Origin of the sequence: Citrobacter sp. RHB20-C16, from assembly GCF_013890155.1 — a bacterium.
Taxonomy (GTDB): Bacteria; Pseudomonadota; Gammaproteobacteria; order Enterobacterales; family Enterobacteriaceae; genus Citrobacter_A; species Citrobacter_A amalonaticus.
Window position 1 is genome coordinate 1,053,800 of sequence record NZ_CP057630.1, and the last position, 16,910, is coordinate 1,070,709.

The 16,910-nt window shown below is 54.3% G+C and carries 16 protein-coding genes; 10 read left to right on the forward strand and 6 right to left on the reverse strand.

Annotation, left to right across the window (positions count from 1 at the left end):
* Positions 1-19: 19 nt before the first annotated feature.
* From murC to mutT, 9 genes are all read left to right on the forward strand, one after another.
* Positions 20-1,495 carry a UDP-N-acetylmuramate--L-alanine ligase gene (murC, locus tag HVX64_RS05160; protein WP_044255474.1) on the forward strand — a complete coding sequence of 492 codons (1,476 nt, stop codon included), beginning with the start codon at positions 20-22 and terminating at the stop codon, positions 1,493-1,495.
* Positions 1,488-2,408 carry a D-alanine--D-alanine ligase gene (locus HVX64_RS05165; protein WP_042997933.1) on the forward strand — a complete coding sequence of 307 codons (921 nt, stop codon included), beginning with the start codon at positions 1,488-1,490 and terminating at the stop codon, positions 2,406-2,408. Before murC ends, HVX64_RS05165 begins: the two co-directional genes overlap by 8 nt.
* 1 nt (position 2,409) lies before the next feature.
* Positions 2,410-3,240, forward strand: a complete 831-nt coding sequence (ftsQ, locus tag HVX64_RS05170) for a cell division protein FtsQ (protein ID WP_042997932.1) — start codon at positions 2,410-2,412, stop codon at positions 3,238-3,240.
* Positions 3,237-4,499 carry a cell division protein FtsA gene (gene ftsA / locus HVX64_RS05175; RefSeq protein ID WP_003018755.1) on the forward strand — a complete coding sequence of 421 codons (1,263 nt, stop codon included), beginning with the start codon at positions 3,237-3,239 and terminating at the stop codon, positions 4,497-4,499. Before ftsQ ends, ftsA begins: the two co-directional genes overlap by 4 nt.
* A 61-nt stretch (positions 4,500-4,560) precedes the next feature.
* Complete coding sequence (ftsZ, locus tag HVX64_RS05180) at positions 4,561-5,712, forward strand: cell division protein FtsZ (RefSeq protein WP_044255470.1); 1,152 nt, start codon at positions 4,561-4,563, stop codon at positions 5,710-5,712.
* A 100-nt stretch (positions 5,713-5,812) separates the two neighbouring features.
* Positions 5,813-6,730 carry a UDP-3-O-acyl-N-acetylglucosamine deacetylase gene (gene lpxC / locus HVX64_RS05185; RefSeq protein ID WP_000595473.1) on the forward strand — a complete coding sequence of 306 codons (918 nt, stop codon included), beginning with the start codon at positions 5,813-5,815 and terminating at the stop codon, positions 6,728-6,730.
* 276 nt (positions 6,731-7,006) lie between these two features.
* Entirely contained in the window at positions 7,007-7,513 is a 507-nt protein-coding gene (gene secM / locus HVX64_RS05190; RefSeq protein ID WP_181825308.1) for a secA translation cis-regulator SecM, read from the forward strand.
* A 63-nt stretch (positions 7,514-7,576) separates the two neighbouring features.
* Entirely contained in the window at positions 7,577-10,282 is a 2,706-nt protein-coding gene (gene secA, locus HVX64_RS05195; protein WP_042997929.1) for a preprotein translocase subunit SecA, read from the forward strand.
* Positions 10,283-10,345: 63 nt separating this feature from the next.
* A complete protein-coding gene (mutT, locus tag HVX64_RS05200; protein ID WP_044255459.1) occupies positions 10,346-10,738 on the forward strand; it encodes an 8-oxo-dGTP diphosphatase MutT in 393 nt (130 codons plus the stop codon).
* Positions 10,739-10,806: 68 nt separating this feature from the next.
* On the opposite strand, the gene yacG is transcribed toward mutT, so the two are convergent.
* Genes yacG through coaE form a run of 3 tightly spaced genes read right to left on the reverse strand, consistent with a single transcriptional unit; the run spans position 10,807 to position 12,374 of the window.
* Complete coding sequence (gene yacG / locus HVX64_RS05205) at positions 10,807-11,001, reverse strand: DNA gyrase inhibitor YacG (protein WP_042997927.1); 195 nt, start codon at positions 10,999-11,001, stop codon at positions 10,807-10,809.
* A gap of 9 nt (positions 11,002-11,010) precedes the next feature.
* Entirely contained in the window at positions 11,011-11,754 is a 744-nt protein-coding gene (zapD, locus tag HVX64_RS05210) for a cell division protein ZapD (protein ID WP_042997926.1), read from the reverse strand.
* Positions 11,754-12,374: a dephospho-CoA kinase gene (coaE, locus tag HVX64_RS05215; protein WP_044255456.1), complete on the reverse strand. Its 621-nt coding sequence runs from the start codon at positions 12,372-12,374 to the stop codon at positions 11,754-11,756. The genes zapD and coaE overlap by 1 nt, the downstream gene beginning before the upstream one ends.
* Positions 12,375-12,599: 225 nt before the next feature.
* On the opposite strand from coaE, the gene HVX64_RS05220 reads away from it, so the two are divergent.
* A complete protein-coding gene (locus HVX64_RS05220; RefSeq protein WP_042997924.1) occupies positions 12,600-13,643 on the forward strand; it encodes a GMP reductase in 1,044 nt (347 codons plus the stop codon).
* Between the two features lie 56 nt (positions 13,644-13,699).
* Here HVX64_RS05220 and hofC read toward each other — a convergent pair whose 3' ends face one another.
* The 3 genes from hofC to ppdD are packed head-to-tail and all read right to left on the reverse strand — an operon-like array spanning position 13,700 to position 16,724.
* Positions 13,700-14,902 carry a protein transport protein HofC gene (gene hofC / locus HVX64_RS05225; protein ID WP_042997923.1) on the reverse strand — a complete coding sequence of 401 codons (1,203 nt, stop codon included), beginning with the start codon at positions 14,900-14,902 and terminating at the stop codon, positions 13,700-13,702.
* The gene (gene gspE / locus HVX64_RS05230; protein ID WP_042997922.1) at positions 14,892-16,277 is read right to left on the reverse strand and encodes a type II secretion system protein GspE; all 1,386 of its coding nucleotides are present in this window, start codon (positions 16,275-16,277) and stop codon (positions 14,892-14,894) included. The genes hofC and gspE overlap by 11 nt, the downstream gene beginning before the upstream one ends.
* A gap of 9 nt (positions 16,278-16,286) precedes the next feature.
* Positions 16,287-16,724 carry a prepilin peptidase-dependent pilin gene (gene ppdD, locus HVX64_RS05235; protein ID WP_042997921.1) on the reverse strand — a complete coding sequence of 146 codons (438 nt, stop codon included), beginning with the start codon at positions 16,722-16,724 and terminating at the stop codon, positions 16,287-16,289.
* Between the last annotated feature and the right edge of the window lie 186 nt (positions 16,725-16,910).

The window sequence follows — 16,910 nt, forward strand, 5'->3', positions numbered from 1 at the left end:
GAAGTGAATGGCGTAAAGAATGAATACACAACAACTGGCAAAACTGCGTTCTATCGTGCCCGAAATGCGTCGCGTTCGGCACATCCACTTTGTCGGCATCGGTGGTGCCGGGATGGGCGGTATTGCCGAAGTTCTGGCCAATGAAGGGTATCAGATCAGTGGTTCAGATTTAGCGCCTAACCCGGTGACGCAGCAGTTGACGAACCTGGGAGCAACGATTTATTTCAACCATCGCCCGGAAAACGTGCGAGATGCGAGTGTGGTTGTGGTCTCCAGCGCCATCTCGGCTGATAACCCGGAGATTGTGGCGGCGCATGAAGCGCGCATCCCAGTGATCCGCCGCGCGGAGATGCTGGCGGAGCTGATGCGTTTTCGTCATGGCATCGCGATTGCCGGGACGCACGGTAAAACGACCACCACCGCGATGGTCTCCAGTATTTACGCGGAAGCGGGACTGGATCCCACTTTCGTTAACGGCGGTCTGGTGAAAGCGGCAGGCGTGCATGCGCGTCTGGGCCATAGCCGTTACTTAATTGCGGAAGCGGATGAGAGCGACGCGTCATTCCTTCATCTGCAGCCGATGGTGGCGATTGTCACCAACATCGAAGCCGACCACATGGATACCTACCATGGCGATTTCGAAAATTTAAAGCAGACGTTTATTAATTTCCTGCACAACCTGCCGTTTTATGGTCGTGCGGTGATGTGTGTTGACGATCCGGTGATCCGCGAGCTCTTGCCGCGCGTGGGCCGTCAGACCACTACTTATGGCTTTAGCGATGACGCAGACGTTCGCGTCGAAGATTATCAGCAGGTGGGCCCGCAAGGGCACTTCACCCTGCTGCGCCAGGGGATGCAAAACCTGCGCGTCACGTTGAATGCGCCAGGTCGCCATAACGCCCTGAACGCGGCGGCGGCCGTGGCAGTTGCGACGGAAGAAGGTATTGCAGACGATGCGATCCTGCGTGCGTTGGAAAGCTTCCAGGGGACCGGGCGGCGCTTCGACTTCCTCGGTGAGTACCCGCTCGAGCCGGTGAACGGTAAAGCCGGTACGGCAATGCTGGTGGATGATTACGGGCATCACCCGACGGAAGTGGATGCGACCATTAAAGCGGCGCGGGCGGGATGGCCGGACAAAAATCTGGTGATGCTGTTTCAGCCACACCGTTTCACGCGTACGCGTGATCTGTATGACGACTTTGCCAACGTGCTGACCCAGGTTGATGCGTTGCTGATGCTGGATGTCTACGCAGCGGGTGAAGCGCCGATTCCAGGAGCGGACAGCCGTTCGCTGTGCCGCACTATTCGTGGTCGCGGTAAAATCGACCCGATTCTGGTTTCCGATCCGGCGCAGGTCGCAGAAATGCTGGCACCGGTATTAACCGGCAACGATTTGATTCTGGTACAGGGCGCGGGAAATATCGGCAAAATCGCGCGTTCCTTAGCCGAAATCAAACTGAAGCCGCAAATTCAGGAGGACGAACAACATGGCTGATAAAATCGCGGTCCTGCTGGGCGGTACCTCTGCTGAACGTGATGTGTCGCTGAATTCCGGCGCGGCAGTGTTGGCCGGATTACGGGAAGGCGGCGTGGATGCACATCCGGTCGACCCGAAAGAGGTCGACGTGACGCTGCTGAAATCAATGGGCTTTCAGAAAGTCTTTATCGCCCTGCATGGCCGTGGTGGGGAAGACGGAACCTTACAGGGACTGCTGGAGCTGGTTGGTTTGCCTTATACCGGCAGCGGCGTGATGGCATCGGCGATCTCCATGGATAAACTGCGCAGCAAGCTGCTGTGGCAGGGGGCGGGATTACCTGTCGCGCCATGGGTCGCGCTGACGCGATCTCAGTTTGAAAAAGGTCTTGATGAAGAACTGGTTAAGCAAATTTCTGCGCTGGGTTTACCGCTGATTGTGAAGCCCAGCCGTGAAGGATCCAGTGTGGGAATGTCGAAAGTGTCAGAATATGACGCTTTACAGGATGCATTAACGCTGGCATTTCAGCATGATGAAGAAGTTCTGATCGAGAAATGGCTCAGCGGTCCGGAATTTACGGTCGCGATACTGGGTGAAGAAATTTTACCCGCAATTCGTATCCAACCTGCCGGAACCTTCTATGATTATGAGGCGAAGTATCTGTCTGATGAGACACAGTATTTCTGCCCTGCAGGTCTGGAAAGCGAGCAAGAAGATATTTTACAGGCAGTCGTGCTGAAAGCATGGACAACCCTGGGCTGTAAAGGCTGGGGTCGCATTGACGTCATGCTGGATAACGATGGCCAGTTTTATCTGCTGGAAGCGAATACCTCTCCGGGTATGACCAGCCACAGCCTGGTGCCGATGGCGGCGCGTCAGGCGGGGATGAGTTTCTCGCAGTTGGTGGTACGAATTCTGGAGTTGGCGGACTGATATGTCGCAGGCTGCGCTGAACACGCGAAACAGTGATGAAGAGGTTTCTTCCTCACGTCGCAATAATGGAACGCGTCTTGCAGGTATTTTCTTCCTGCTGACGGTGCTGTGTACCGTGCTGGTCAGCGGCTGGGTGGTGTTGGGGTGGATGGAAGATGCACAGCGTTTGCCGCTGTCAAAGCTGGTGTTAACCGGTGAGCGCCATTACACGAAGAATGATGATATTCGCCAGTCGATTCTGGCGCTGGGTGCGCCCGGCACCTTTATGACCCAGGACGTGAATATCATCCAGAGTCAGATCGAACGCTTGCCGTGGATCAAGCAGGCCAGCGTCAGAAAGCAATGGCCCGATGAATTGAAGATTCATCTGGTTGAATATGTGCCGATTGCGCGTTGGAATGATCAGCATATGGTGGACGCCGAAGGAAATGCCTTCAGCGTGCCGGCCGATCGCACCAGCAAGCAGGTTTTACCCATGTTATCTGGCCCCGAAGGCAGCGCGAGTGAAGTGTTGCAGGGGTATCGTGACATGTCGCAGGTGTTGGCGAAGGACCGGTTTACCCTGAAGGAGGCGGCAATGACCGCTCGTCGTTCCTGGCAGTTGACGCTTAATAACGATATTAAGCTCAATCTTGGCAGGGGTGACACGATGAAACGTTTGGCTCGCTTTGTAGAACTGTATCCGGTTTTACAGCAGCAGGCGCAAACCGATGGCAAACGGATTAGCTACGTTGATTTGCGTTATGACTCAGGAGCGGCAGTAGGGTGGGTTCCCTTGCCTCCTGAGGAATCTAATCAGCAACAGAATCAGGTACAGGCAGAACAACAATGATCAAGGCGACGGACAGAAAACTGGTAGTTGGACTGGAGATTGGCACCGCGAAGGTCGCCGCTTTAGTAGGGGAAGTTCTGCCCGACGGTATGGTCAATATCATTGGCGTGGGCAGTTGCCCATCACGGGGGATGGATAAAGGCGGGGTGAACGACCTCGAATCCGTGGTGAAATGCGTACAGCGCGCCATTGACCAGGCAGAACTGATGGCAGATTGCCAAATCTCCTCGGTCTATCTGGCGCTTTCGGGCAAACACATTAGCTGTCAGAATGAAATCGGCATGGTGCCGATTTCGGAAGAAGAAGTGACGCAGGAAGACGTGGAAAACGTCGTGCATACCGCGAAATCAGTGCGCGTTCGCGATGAGCACCGTGTGTTGCACGTCATCCCGCAGGAATATGCGATTGACTATCAGGAAGGGATTAAAAACCCGGTCGGTCTTTCCGGTGTTCGTATGCAGGCAAAAGTGCATTTGATCACCTGCCACAACGATATGGCGAAGAACATTGTTAAAGCTGTGGAACGTTGTGGCCTGAAAGTTGACCAACTGATATTCGCCGGACTGGCGGCCAGTTATTCCGTCTTGACGGAAGATGAACGTGAACTGGGCGTCTGCGTCGTCGATATTGGTGGTGGTACAATGGACATCGCCGTTTATACTGGCGGGGCGTTGCGCCACACCAAAGTGATCCCCTATGCAGGGAATGTGGTCACCAGCGACATCGCGTATGCCTTCGGTACGCCGCCGAGCGACGCCGAAGCGATTAAAGTTCGCCACGGCTGCGCGCTGGGATCCATCGTCGGGAAAGACGAAAGCGTTGAAGTGCCAAGCGTGGGCGGGCGTCCGCCGCGCAGTCTGCAACGACAGACGCTGGCAGAGGTGATTGAGCCGCGTTATACCGAACTGCTCAACCTGGTCAACGAAGAGATATTGCAATTACAGGAACAGCTTCGCCAGCAGGGTGTGAAACATCATCTGGCGGCGGGGATTGTACTGACCGGTGGCGCGGCGCAAATTGAAGGTCTTGCCGCCTGTGCCCAGCGCGTGTTCCATACGCAAGTGCGTATCGGCGCGCCGCTGAATATTACCGGTCTGACGGATTACGCTCAGGAGCCGTATTACTCAACGGCGGTGGGGCTGCTTCACTACGGGAAAGAGTCCCACTTAAGTGGTGAAGCTGAAGTAGAAAAGCGTGTTACGGCTTCAGTTGGCTCTTGGATTAAACGTCTTAATAGCTGGCTGCGAAAAGAGTTTTAATTTTTTATGAGGCCGGCGAAAATTACGGCCTCAGGCGACAGGCACAACGGAGAGAGAAACTATGTTTGAACCTATGGAACTGACCAACGACGCGGTGATTAAAGTCATCGGCGTCGGTGGCGGCGGCGGTAACGCCGTTGAACACATGGTGCGCGAGCGCATTGAGGGTGTTGAATTCTTCGCGGTAAATACCGACGCTCAGGCGTTGCGCAAGACGGCGGTTGGCCAGACTATTCAGATCGGTAGCGGTATTACCAAAGGTCTGGGTGCAGGTGCGAACCCGGAAGTCGGTCGCAATGCAGCAGACGAAGATCGTGAAGCTCTGCGTGCAGCGCTTGACGGTGCAGACATGGTGTTTATCGCAGCAGGCATGGGCGGCGGTACCGGTACCGGTGCAGCGCCAGTGGTTGCTGAAGTAGCTAAAGATTTAGGGATCCTGACCGTTGCGGTCGTGACCAAGCCTTTCAATTTTGAAGGCAAAAAGCGTATGGCTTTCGCGGAGCAGGGGATCACTGAGCTGTCCAAGCATGTGGACTCGCTGATCACCATCCCGAACGACAAACTGCTGAAAGTGCTGGGTCGTGGTATCTCCCTGCTCGACGCGTTTGGCGCGGCGAACGACGTGCTGAAAGGCGCTGTTCAGGGCATCGCGGAACTGATTACCCGTCCGGGCCTGATGAACGTCGACTTTGCTGACGTGCGCACCGTGATGTCCGAAATGGGCTACGCAATGATGGGCTCTGGTGTGGCGAGCGGTGAAGACCGTGCAGAAGAAGCTGCTGAAATGGCGATCTCTTCTCCGCTGCTGGAAGATATCGATCTGTCTGGCGCGCGTGGCGTACTGGTCAACATCACGGCGGGCTTCGACCTGCGTCTGGATGAGTTCGAAACCGTGGGTAACACCATCCGTGCCTTTGCATCGGATAACGCGACCGTGGTGATTGGTACCTCTCTGGACCCGGATATGAACGACGAGTTGCGCGTGACCGTTGTTGCTACCGGTATCGGTATGGACAAGCGTCCTGAAATCACCCTGGTCACCAACAAACAGGTGCAGCAGCCGGTGATGGATCGTTACCAGCAGCATGGCATGGCGCCGTTGACGCCAGAGCAGAAACCGGTCGCGAAAGTGGTGAACGATAATACGCCGCAAACCGCGAAAGAGCCGGATTATCTGGATATCCCTGCGTTCCTGCGCAAGCAAGCCGATTAAGAATTGGCTGGAATTTGGGATTCGAGGCTCTTTGTGCTAAACTGGCCCACCGAATGTATAGTACACTTCGGTTGGATAGGTAATTTGGCGAGATTATACGATGATCAAACAAAGGACACTTAAACGTATCGTTCAGGCGACTGGTGTCGGTTTACATACCGGCAAGAAAGTCACCCTGACATTACGCCCTGCGCCGGCCAACACCGGGGTCATCTATCGTCGCACCGACTTGAATCCACCGGTAGATTTCCCGGCCGATGCCAAATCTGTGCGTGATACCATGCTCTGTACATGTCTGGTTAATGAGCATGATGTACGGATTTCAACCGTTGAGCACCTTAATGCTGCTCTGGCGGGTTTGGGTATCGATAACATTGTTATCGAAGTCGATGCTCCGGAAATCCCGATCATGGATGGCAGTGCTGCTCCGTTCGTCTACCTGCTGCTTGATGCCGGTATTGAAGAACTGAACAGTGCCAAGAAATTTGTTCGCATCAAAGAGACCGTTCGGGTCGAAGATGGCGACAAGTGGGCTGAGTTCAGACCGTACAATGGTTTTACGTTGGATTTCACCATCGACTTTAACCATCCGGCGATCGACTCCAGCACTCAGCGCTATGCGATGAATTTCTCTGCTGATGCGTTCATGCGCCAGATCAGCCGCGCGCGTACTTTCGGTTTCATGCGTGATATCGAATATCTGCAGTCCCGTGGCTTGTGCCTGGGCGGCAGCTTCGATTGTGCCATCGTTGTTGACGATTATCGCGTACTGAACGAAGACGGCCTGCGTTTTGAAGATGAATTCGTTCGTCACAAAATGCTCGACGCCATTGGCGACCTGTTCATGTGTGGTCACAACATTATCGGTGCATTTACCGCGTACAAATCCGGACATGCGCTGAATAACAAACTGCTACAGGCTGTTCTGGCAAAACAGGAAGCCTGGGAATATGTGACCTTCCAGGACGACGCAGAACTGCCGTTGGCTTTCAAAGCGCCTTCTACCGTACTGGCATAACGACACAGGTTGTCGCATAAATTCGACTGGTTAATCTGGCACTCTCTCCGGCCAAATAAGCCAGTCGTTTTTTTTGACATTTTCTTCCCTGCCTGTTGGCAAAAGTGCCTTTCGGTTGTGTTCTTTCGCGTACTGAATCGCGATGCCGTTCGAACGCTGCTTTCTTAAGCACTTTTGCCTGTAACTTCTCATCAATACTGCTGTAGTGCCTGCGCATTAATGATAAGATTTGTGCGCAAAAAACGTTTTGAATAACACGATTGGGATGGCAATAACGTGAGTGGAATACTGACGCGCTGGCGACAGTTAGGTAGACGCTACTTCTGGCCGCATCTCTTATTTGGGATGGTCGCGGCGAGTTTTGGCTTGCCCGCGCTCGGAAATACCGTTGAGCCAACAACGTCGGCAAAGGCGACAGCCAGTAGCCATGAACAGCGCGTTAGAGTTAATTTCAGCCAACTGGCGCTGCTGGAAGCGAGCAATCGTCGGCCCAATTTCACCGTCGATTACTGGCATCAGCATGCTATTCGTACGGTCATCCGTCATCTTTCCTTCGCAATGGCACCGCAGGCGCTGCCCGTTGCTGAAGAACCGTTACCGCTTCAGGCACACCATTTAGCCTTACTGAACACGCTCAGCGCGATGCTGACGCAGGAAGGTACGCCTCCGGCAAGTGTGTCGCGCGTAACGTATGCCCATTTTACGCCTCAGGCCGTATTCACCGTTCCCGCCTGGATCAGCCAGGCGCAGGGGATCCGTGCCGGCCCTCAACGCCTCAGCTAAAAAACCCAATAAACTTCAATACATTATTATGACCCCACATCGCGGGGCGTTTGAGATTTCAATATGCTAATCAAATTATTAACGAAAGTATTCGGTAGCCGTAACGATCGTACGTTACGTCGTATGCGTAAAGCGGTTGCAGTGATCAATGCCATGGAACCGGAGATGGAAAAACTCTCCGATGACGAACTGAAAGCGAAAACCGGTGAATTCCGTGCGCGTCTGGAAAAAGGCGAAAGCGTGGAGAGTCTAATCCCGGAAGCGTTTGCTGTCGTACGTGAAGCCAGTAAGCGCGTGTTCGGCATGCGTCACTTCGACGTTCAGTTGCTCGGTGGGATGGTCCTTAACGATCGCTGCATCGCGGAAATGCGTACCGGTGAAGGTAAAACCCTGACTGCAACGCTGCCAGCTTACCTGAACGCACTAAGCGGCAAAGGTGTTCACGTGGTTACCGTGAACGACTATCTGGCGCAGCGTGACGCCGAAAACAACCGTCCGCTGTTCGAATTCCTCGGTATGACCGTCGGGATCAACCTGCCGGGTATGCCTGCGCCAGCCAAGCGCGAAGCCTACGCCGCCGACATTACTTATGGCACCAACAACGAATATGGCTTTGACTACCTGCGTGACAACATGGCGTTCAGCCCTGAAGAACGCGTACAGCGTAAACTGCACTATGCGCTGGTGGATGAGGTCGACTCCATCCTCATCGATGAGGCGCGTACGCCGCTGATCATTTCCGGCCCGGCTGAAGACAGCTCGGAAATGTACAAGAAAGTGAACAAAATCATCCCGCACCTGATTCGTCAGGAAAAAGAAGATTCTGACAGCTTCCAGGGTGAAGGTCACTTCTCTGTGGATGAAAAAGCGCGCCAGGTTAACCTGACTGAACGTGGTCTGGTACTGATTGAAGAACTGCTGGTGAAAGAAGGCATCATGGATGAAGGCGAGTCTCTGTACTCTCCGGGCAACATTATGCTGATGCACCACGTGACCGCAGCGCTGCGCGCGCACGCGCTGTTCACCCGCGACGTTGACTACATCGTAAAAGACGGCGAAGTTATCATCGTTGACGAACACACCGGTCGTACCATGCAGGGCCGTCGCTGGTCTGATGGTCTGCACCAGGCTGTTGAAGCGAAAGAGGGCGTGGATATCCAGAACGAGAACCAGACGCTGGCCTCGATCACCTTCCAGAACTACTTCCGTCTGTATGAAAAACTGGCCGGTATGACCGGTACGGCAGATACCGAAGCGTTCGAATTTAGCTCAATCTATAAACTGGATACCGTAGTGGTGCCGACCAACCGTCCGATGATCCGTAAAGATATGCCGGATCTGGTCTACATGACCGAAGCGGAAAAAATTCAGGCCATTATTGAAGATATTAAAGAGCGTACCGCCAATGGTCAGCCGGTACTGGTGGGGACTATCTCCATTGAGAAATCCGAAGTGGTTTCTAACGAACTGACCAAAGCGGGCATCAAGCACAATGTTCTGAACGCAAAATTCCACGCCAACGAAGCGGCCATCGTCGCGCAGGCGGGCTATCCGGCGGCGGTGACCATCGCCACCAACATGGCTGGTCGTGGTACCGATATTGTGCTGGGCGGTAGCTGGCAGGCTGAAGTGGCCGCGCTGGAAAACCCAACGCCAGAACAGATTGCACAGATTAAAGCCGACTGGCAGGTTCGCCACGAAGCGGTGCTGGCGTCCGGTGGTCTGCACATCATCGGTACTGAGCGTCATGAATCTCGCCGTATCGATAACCAGTTGCGTGGTCGTTCCGGTCGTCAGGGTGATGCGGGTTCTTCGCGTTTCTACCTGTCAATGGAAGATGCGTTGATGCGTATTTTTGCCTCTGACCGCGTGTCCGGCATGATGCGTAAACTGGGGATGAAACCGGGCGAGGCCATTGAGCACCCGTGGGTCACCAAAGCGATTGCTAACGCGCAGCGTAAAGTGGAAAGCCGCAACTTCGATATTCGTAAGCAACTGCTGGAATACGATGATGTTGCCAACGATCAGCGTCGTGCGATCTATACCCAGCGTAACGAACTGTTGGATGTAAGCGACGTTAGTGAAACTATCAACAGCATTCGTGAAGACGTGTTCAAAGCCACGATTGATGCTTACATTCCGCCGCAGTCTCTGGAAGAAATGTGGGATATCCCGGGTCTGCAGGAACGCCTGAAAAATGACTTCGATCTGGAGATGCCGATCGCAGAATGGCTGGATAAAGAACCAGAACTGCATGAAGAGACACTGCGTGAGCGTATTCTGGCGCAGGCCATCGACGTGTATCAGCGCAAAGAAGAAGTGGTTGGCGCAGAGATGATGCGTCACTTCGAAAAAGGCGTCATGCTGCAAACGCTTGATTCCCTGTGGAAAGAGCACCTGGCGGCGATGGATTACCTGCGTCAGGGCATACATCTGCGTGGCTATGCGCAGAAAGATCCGAAGCAGGAATATAAGCGCGAATCCTTCTCGATGTTTGCCTCTATGCTGGAATCACTGAAATACGAAGTGATCAGTACGCTGAGCAAAGTTCAGGTTCGCATGCCGGAAGAAGTTGAAGCCATGGAGCAGCAGCGTCGTGAAGAGGCGGAGCGTTTAGCGCAGATGCAACAGCTCAGCCATCAGGACGACGACAGCGCTGCGGCGGCCGATCTGGCGGCACAAACGGGCGAGCGTAAAGTAGGTCGTAACGATCCGTGCCCGTGTGGTTCTGGTAAAAAATACAAACAGTGCCACGGCCGTCTGAGCTAAGATCTGCATAATAACGATGTCTGAAGGCGCAGGAAACTGCGCCTTTTTTATGGGTACGACAATATGAAAAAACTGAACATCGCGGTCGGGATTATTCGTAATCCGTATAACGAAATCTTTATCACCCAGCGTGCGGCCGACGCGCATATGGCGAATAAACTGGAATTTCCAGGCGGAAAGATTGAGGCGGGAGAGACGCCGGAGCAGGCGCTGAGCCGCGAGCTACAGGAAGAGGTGGGCATTACGCCGGTAGGTGCCACGCTTTTCGAGAAGCTGGAGTATCAGTTTCCGGACAGGCATATCACGCTGTGGTTCTGGCTGGTGGAAAGCTGGAAAGGTGAACCGTGGGGAAAAGAGGGGCAGCCTGGAAAATGGATTGCCGCCGGGATGTTACAGGCGGAGGATTTCCCTCCGGCGAATGCGCCCGTGATTGCGAAGTTAAAACAAAACCTGTAGGCCGGATGAGGCGACGCCGACATCCGGTAACGCGCGGTGGGGCGTATGATCCCCCAGACCGTCTCTGTTTACTCTTTCGTTTCGCTCCAGTCGTCGCTGTCGGAAAGATCGCTGCTGCTGGCAATGCGTTTCTCTTCAGCGGCCCATTCACCTAAATCGATCAACTGACAACGTTTGGAACAAAACGGACGGAATGGACTGACTTCACCCCATACAACCGTTTTGCCACAGGTGGGGCAATTTACGGTGATCGTCTCAGACATCTTAACTCCTTAACAGCAGGCCAGTTCGAAATCGAGGCGCTCAGGCACCACGCCATTGTCGCTATCGAGCGGCATAAAACGGATCGCAAAACGGCTCTTGTGGCCGGAAATTTGCGGATAAAGCTGTAAACCCAACGGCAACTGCAGGCGCAGTAAGTCTGCGTCTTCCCCGTTGTCCTGATAAAAGCCGTTCAGGCTGGTTTGTTTACGAAACGGTGCCGAGTTACGAATTAAATCAAGGATCAGAGTCAGCGCCTGAGTCAGCGGGTGCAGGCTGGCAAGCCAGCTATCGACCTGCGCATCGCGCTGTGCCTGTGGCATATGCAGCCAGATATGCAGCGTCGGTAAATCAAAGCTGCAACAACCGCCGGGAATACTCAGACGCTGGCGGACCAGGGCAATCAGCCGATCCTCACGTAAAAATTGTCCCATGCGCGGCGCGGAAATCAAAATACTGCCGGCCGTTTTTAACTGCTGGCGCAGAGCATCAATACGGCTCTGGTCGACGCCCGGGACTTCTGTCCATGCCTGAAGTTTACGCTGCTGGCGCTCAAGCTCTTTCAGTAATTCTGTACGCACTTCACCACGTTCGAATACGTCCAACAAATCTCCGGCATTGCGAAAGAAATGCAGAGCATCTGAACTCTCTGCAATCGGTAAGCGTGCAGAGAGTTGTTGAACCAAAAACTCAATGCGCAACCACGTGCGCATCTTCTCATTGAGAGGGTGTTCAAAAAGGACCTGGGTGTGCATTACGGTTTTTCCTGTGAGACAAACTGCGACGCAAGCTGGAGATAACGTGCGTGCAGGCGGGCGACATCCGACATGATGGAATCTGGTGCGCCATTATTATCAATAACATCGTCTGCCACGGCAAGGCGTGCTTCACGCGTCGCCTGAGCAGCGAGAATCTGTTCAACGTGTGCGCGCGTAACGTCATCGCGCTGCATGGTCCGGGCAAGCTGCGTCTCGGGGGTGACATCCACCACGAGCACGCGATTGGCCTGGCGATAAAGGCCGTTTTCAACCAGTAATGGCACCACCCACAGCACATATGCAGACGTCGCCTGTTGCAACTGACGTTGGGTCTCCTGCTGGATGAGCGGATGAAGCAAGGCACCGAGCCAGGCCTTCTCTTGCGGATCAGCAAAAATCCGTTCGCGAAGCAGTCGACGATGCAGCGTGCCGTCTGCGGCAATCAGTTCAGGGCCAAAATGTGCCGCAATCGCATCCAGCGCAGGCTTGCCCGGTTCGACCACCTGGCGGGCAATAATATCGGCGTCAATTATCTGAATTCCGAGGTCAGCAAAGGCATTCGCAACGGTGCTTTTACCACTGCCAATGCCGCCAGTTAAGGCTACTGTATACCTCATAAGCTCGGTTCCCGGGAATTCATTATGATAATCAATTGGTTGAAAGTTGAACGTACACTGGCGATGATGACTCTGGGCGTGCCCGCTATTCGCCAGGTAAATTTATGGGATTGTAGCGTAAAAAAAGAGAATTTCGCAGTCTTGCGCGGCATTGATTAGTGCGTATGATAGCGTCACTGGAGTTGCGCTCTCATACTAATAGCCCTTAACCCCAGGAATCCGCACATGCGTATTGAAGAAGATCTGAAGTTAGGTTTTAAAGACGTTCTTATCCGCCCTAAGCGTTCTACCCTTAAAAGTCGTTCCGATGTTGAGCTGGAACGTCAATTCACCTTTAAACATTCAGGTCAGACCTGGTCCGGCGTACCTATTATTGCTGCCAACATGGATACCGTCGGGACATTTGCGATGGCAACGGCTCTTGCCTCTTTCGATGTGCTGACCGCCGTTCATAAGCATTACACCGTTGAAGACTGGACGGCTTTTGTGAGCTCGGCATCAGCCGATGTACTCAAGCACGTCATGGTCTCTACCGGTACGTCCGATGCGGATTTCGAGAAGACCAAACAGATTCTGGCGTTGGATCCGGCACTGAACTTTGTCTGCATCGATGTTGCCAATGGCTACTCCGAACACTTTGTTCAGTTCGTGTCGAAAGCGCGTGAAGCCTGGCCGACCAAAACCATCTGCGCCGGTAATGTGGTCACGGGCGAAATGTGTGAGGAACTGGTTCTGTCTGGCGCGGATATCGTTAAAGTCGGTATTGGTCCGGGCTCTGTCTGCACTACGCGTGTGAAAACCGGTGTTGGTTATCCGCAACTGTCTGCGGTGATCGAGTGTGCTGATGCGGCGCACGGTCTGGGTGGAATGATTGTCAGCGATGGCGGTTGTACCATGCCTGGTGATGTGGCGAAAGCATTCGGTGGCGGCGCTGATTTCGTGATGCTTGGCGGTATGCTGGCCGGTCACGAAGAGAGTGGCGGTAAAATCGTTGAAGAAAACGGCGAAAAATTCATGCTGTTCTACGGCATGAGCTCTGAATCCGCCATGACCCGTCATGTCGGCGGCGTTGCGCAGTATCGCGCTGCGGAAGGGAAAACCGTCAAGCTGCCGCTGCGTGGCCCGGTGGAGAACACCGCGCGTGATATTCTCGGCGGCCTGCGTTCAGCCTGTACCTACGTCGGTGCCTCTCGTTTGAAAGAGCTGACCAAACGTACGACGTTTATCCGGGTTCAGGAACAAGAAAACCGCGTTTTCAATAGCCTGTAACCCTCCTCAGGAACTGGCGCTGCATTGAGCGCCAGTTCTGCTGTCGACTTCCTTCGTTATCCCACGCCACTCATCGCATCGCCCAGATGGAAAATCGGTAAATACATCGCCACGACCAGTGTGCCGATGATAAGCCCTGTAATCACCAGCAGCGCGGGTTCCAGTAGTGCCGCCAGGTTGTCAGCCATCGCCTGAGTATGTTCATCATGATGACGGGCAAGGCTGCGCAACATGATATCCAGCGAGCCAGAGGCTTCTCCGGTCCTGACCAGTTGCAGACATAATGGGCTAAATTCTTCCGCATTTTTGAGTGCCTGCCAGACGGGCACACCGGTACTGATATCGTGCTGTACCTGGGCCAGGCGCAGTGCCCAGTAAGGGCACTGAATCGTCTCTTTCACACTCTCAAGCGCGGGTAAAAATGCGATCCCCGCCGTCTGCGTTAGCGCGAGGATGGTAAAAATTTGTGTGAGCTTCTGACCCCTTATCAACTGGCCCATCACGGGCATGCGGAGTAATCCTCTCTGGCGCAGCATTTGCCAGCCGGGCTTTCGGCTCAGCAGGCTGTTGGTTGCAATTAGCATGACGAGCATCAGGACAATCAGCCCACTCCAGCGATGACTCCAGTCGGCAAACGCGATGATCCCCTGAGTGAGAGCAGGTAGCGGCGTGTTAAAGGTCCGGTAAATGGCGGCAAATTCAGGCAGGACAAAGTGGAGCATCGCCACCACCACCATGACCGCCATCGTTAAAATAATGATGGGGTAGCGCAGTGCTTTTTTGACCTTATCGGTTAACTGTTTTTGCGCCTTCTGCTGCCGGGCGAGTTCAAAGCAGCATTCATCCAGTTTCCCGGTTAACTCTCCGGTGCGTATCATCGCCTGATACAGCGGTGGAAACACGTCAGGCCACTGCGCCAGCGCGCTGGAGAGCGGCGTACCGTGTTCCAGTTCGTTTGCAAGGCTCCCTAACAGGGCTTGCCACTGCTTGCTTGGTTGCTGTCCGGCAAGCAATTCCAGCCCTTCAGACAACGTTAGCCCCGCTTTTAGCAGCGTAGCGAGCTGGTGAATCACTTCCGTGGATTTGTCATGGCGCCAGAGCGCACGCTTTACGCGTAAGGATTTCACGCGCAAAGGTATTATCTGATGCTGTTCAAGTTCCTGCATCAACACGAGTCGGTTTTCCGCCCAACGGGTTCCCTCTCCGGGCAGGCCATCGTGATTCATTCCCTGCCAGTACCACAGCTTTTTAGTGATCATCTGGCATACCCAGAATGCGCACCAGTTCCTCAAACGTCGTCAGCCCTTGATCGACGGCGCGGCATCCGCTTTCAAAGAGCGTGCTCATTCCTGCCTGTTTTGCATGGGCTTCCAGCGTTGCGGCTGAGGCGTCGTTGGCAATCTGATGACGCAGTTCAGCGGTGATCGCAAGTAATTCAAACAACGCTGCACGACCATAGAAGCCGTGATAGCAGTGTTCGCAGCCAACCGCCTGCCAGCGGGGTAGCGGCGTTGGGTACCATGCGGGCGGTAAGCGAAGGGGATCGTCACTCAGCCGTCGACAGTGCGGACACAGTTTTCTGACCAGCCGTTGCGCGACCACTAAGGTTAACGCGGAAGAGAGCATCCAGCGCGCCACCCCCATCTGCTGTAAGCGTACCAGCGCTTCGCAGGTTGAGTTGGTATGCAGCGTGGAAAGCACCAGATGCCCGGTCTGTGCGGCCTTAATAGCAATTTCTGCGGTTTCGCCGTCGCGGATCTCACCTACCATGATGACATCCGGATCCTGGCGTAGCAGTGCCCGCAAGACGCCCTGAAAGGTCAGCCCGGCACGGGGATGGATCTGCGTCTGATTGATACCGTCGAGGGGAATCTCCACCGGATCCTCAACACTGCACAGATTAACCTCCGGTGCGTTTCGCGTTTGCAGCGCGCTATAAAGCGTTACCGTTTTACCGCTACCCGTGGGGCCAGTGACGAGGATCAGCCCCTGAGGTTGTTGCAGGGCATGGAGGAAGGTAGAGAGTTGCGTGTCGTGCATACCCAGCGTGCAGGCATCCAGTGCCTGATTTACCTGATGCAGCAACCGTAGCACTACCTTTTCGCCATAACGACAGGGAAGGGTGGCGATACGAAACGAGACGGCAGCGCCGTTCAACTCAATGGTAAATTGCCCGTCCTGCGGCAAGCGGTGTTCCGCGATATCCAGATGGCTTAACACTTTCAAACGTGCTGTCAGGGCGATACCGGTCTCTTTGGCGATATTGGGTAAGCTATATAGCACGCCGTCCACGCGAAAGCGGAGACGGACGTGATGCTCTGCAGGTTCTATGTGGATATCTGAGGCCCGTTTCGCCAGCGCGCTTTGTAATGTGTTATCCAGTAAAACCGCCGCGCTGACGCTGCTCTCAGGCACCACGGACGGCAGCGCGGGTGAGGCGTGATGCTGGTGTTGCTCCATTTGCTGGCGCGTCCAGCAGGCAATCTCAATGCGGCGAGTCGTGGCAAAATGCAGGGCGTCCAGCAGTTCATGAGAAGGGGCATCTTCGACGGCAATGTGTACCACATCGTTATTGGCATCAAGTAATATCCCCTGGTAGCGTTGGCACAGCGCGCTGAGTTGCGTCGTGTTCATGGCGCTTCCTTAATGGCTATCGAAGCGAAAGACGTCTTCGCAGGCCTGTTTTAACGCGCTGTCATTCTGGATGTTGCAGTTACGCGTCCAGCCCGTAATGCCTTCTGCTTTGTCCCACCCAGGGGTCATGATGACGCTAAGCCCGTTCAGACTTTCCTGGCCAGTAAGCGAAACCACCCCATTTTCGACGCTCATTCCTGAGACATAGCGCGTTGTTGTGGGAGAGGGAATCCCGTTGACGCTTGCGTCGCAGGTGTCTGTGCCACCATGCTCCAGGGCGCAGAGTTCTACAGCAGTGCGGTAGGGGACAAAGGTTTGCAGCATATCCGTTAGCGCCGCTTTGCGCAGATAGTTCTGATAGGCCGGAATGCCGATGGCGCTGAGGATGGCAATAATGCCGATCACCACCATCAGTTCAATAAGGGTAAATCCGCGTTGTTTATCCATTGTTCGCTCCTTGAGTGAGTGGACGTCACTTTGGCAAACGCCGGCACGCCAGGCGAGCAGCAAAAAATGAATCAGGAAGGCGGGTTCAGAGGAATGTTATCGGTTTGCAGCCGCAAGCAATGAGATTGCGAGGCTCGACGAGGATTTTAGTGATTGAAAGGAATAAACAGGCCCGATAAGCAGCGC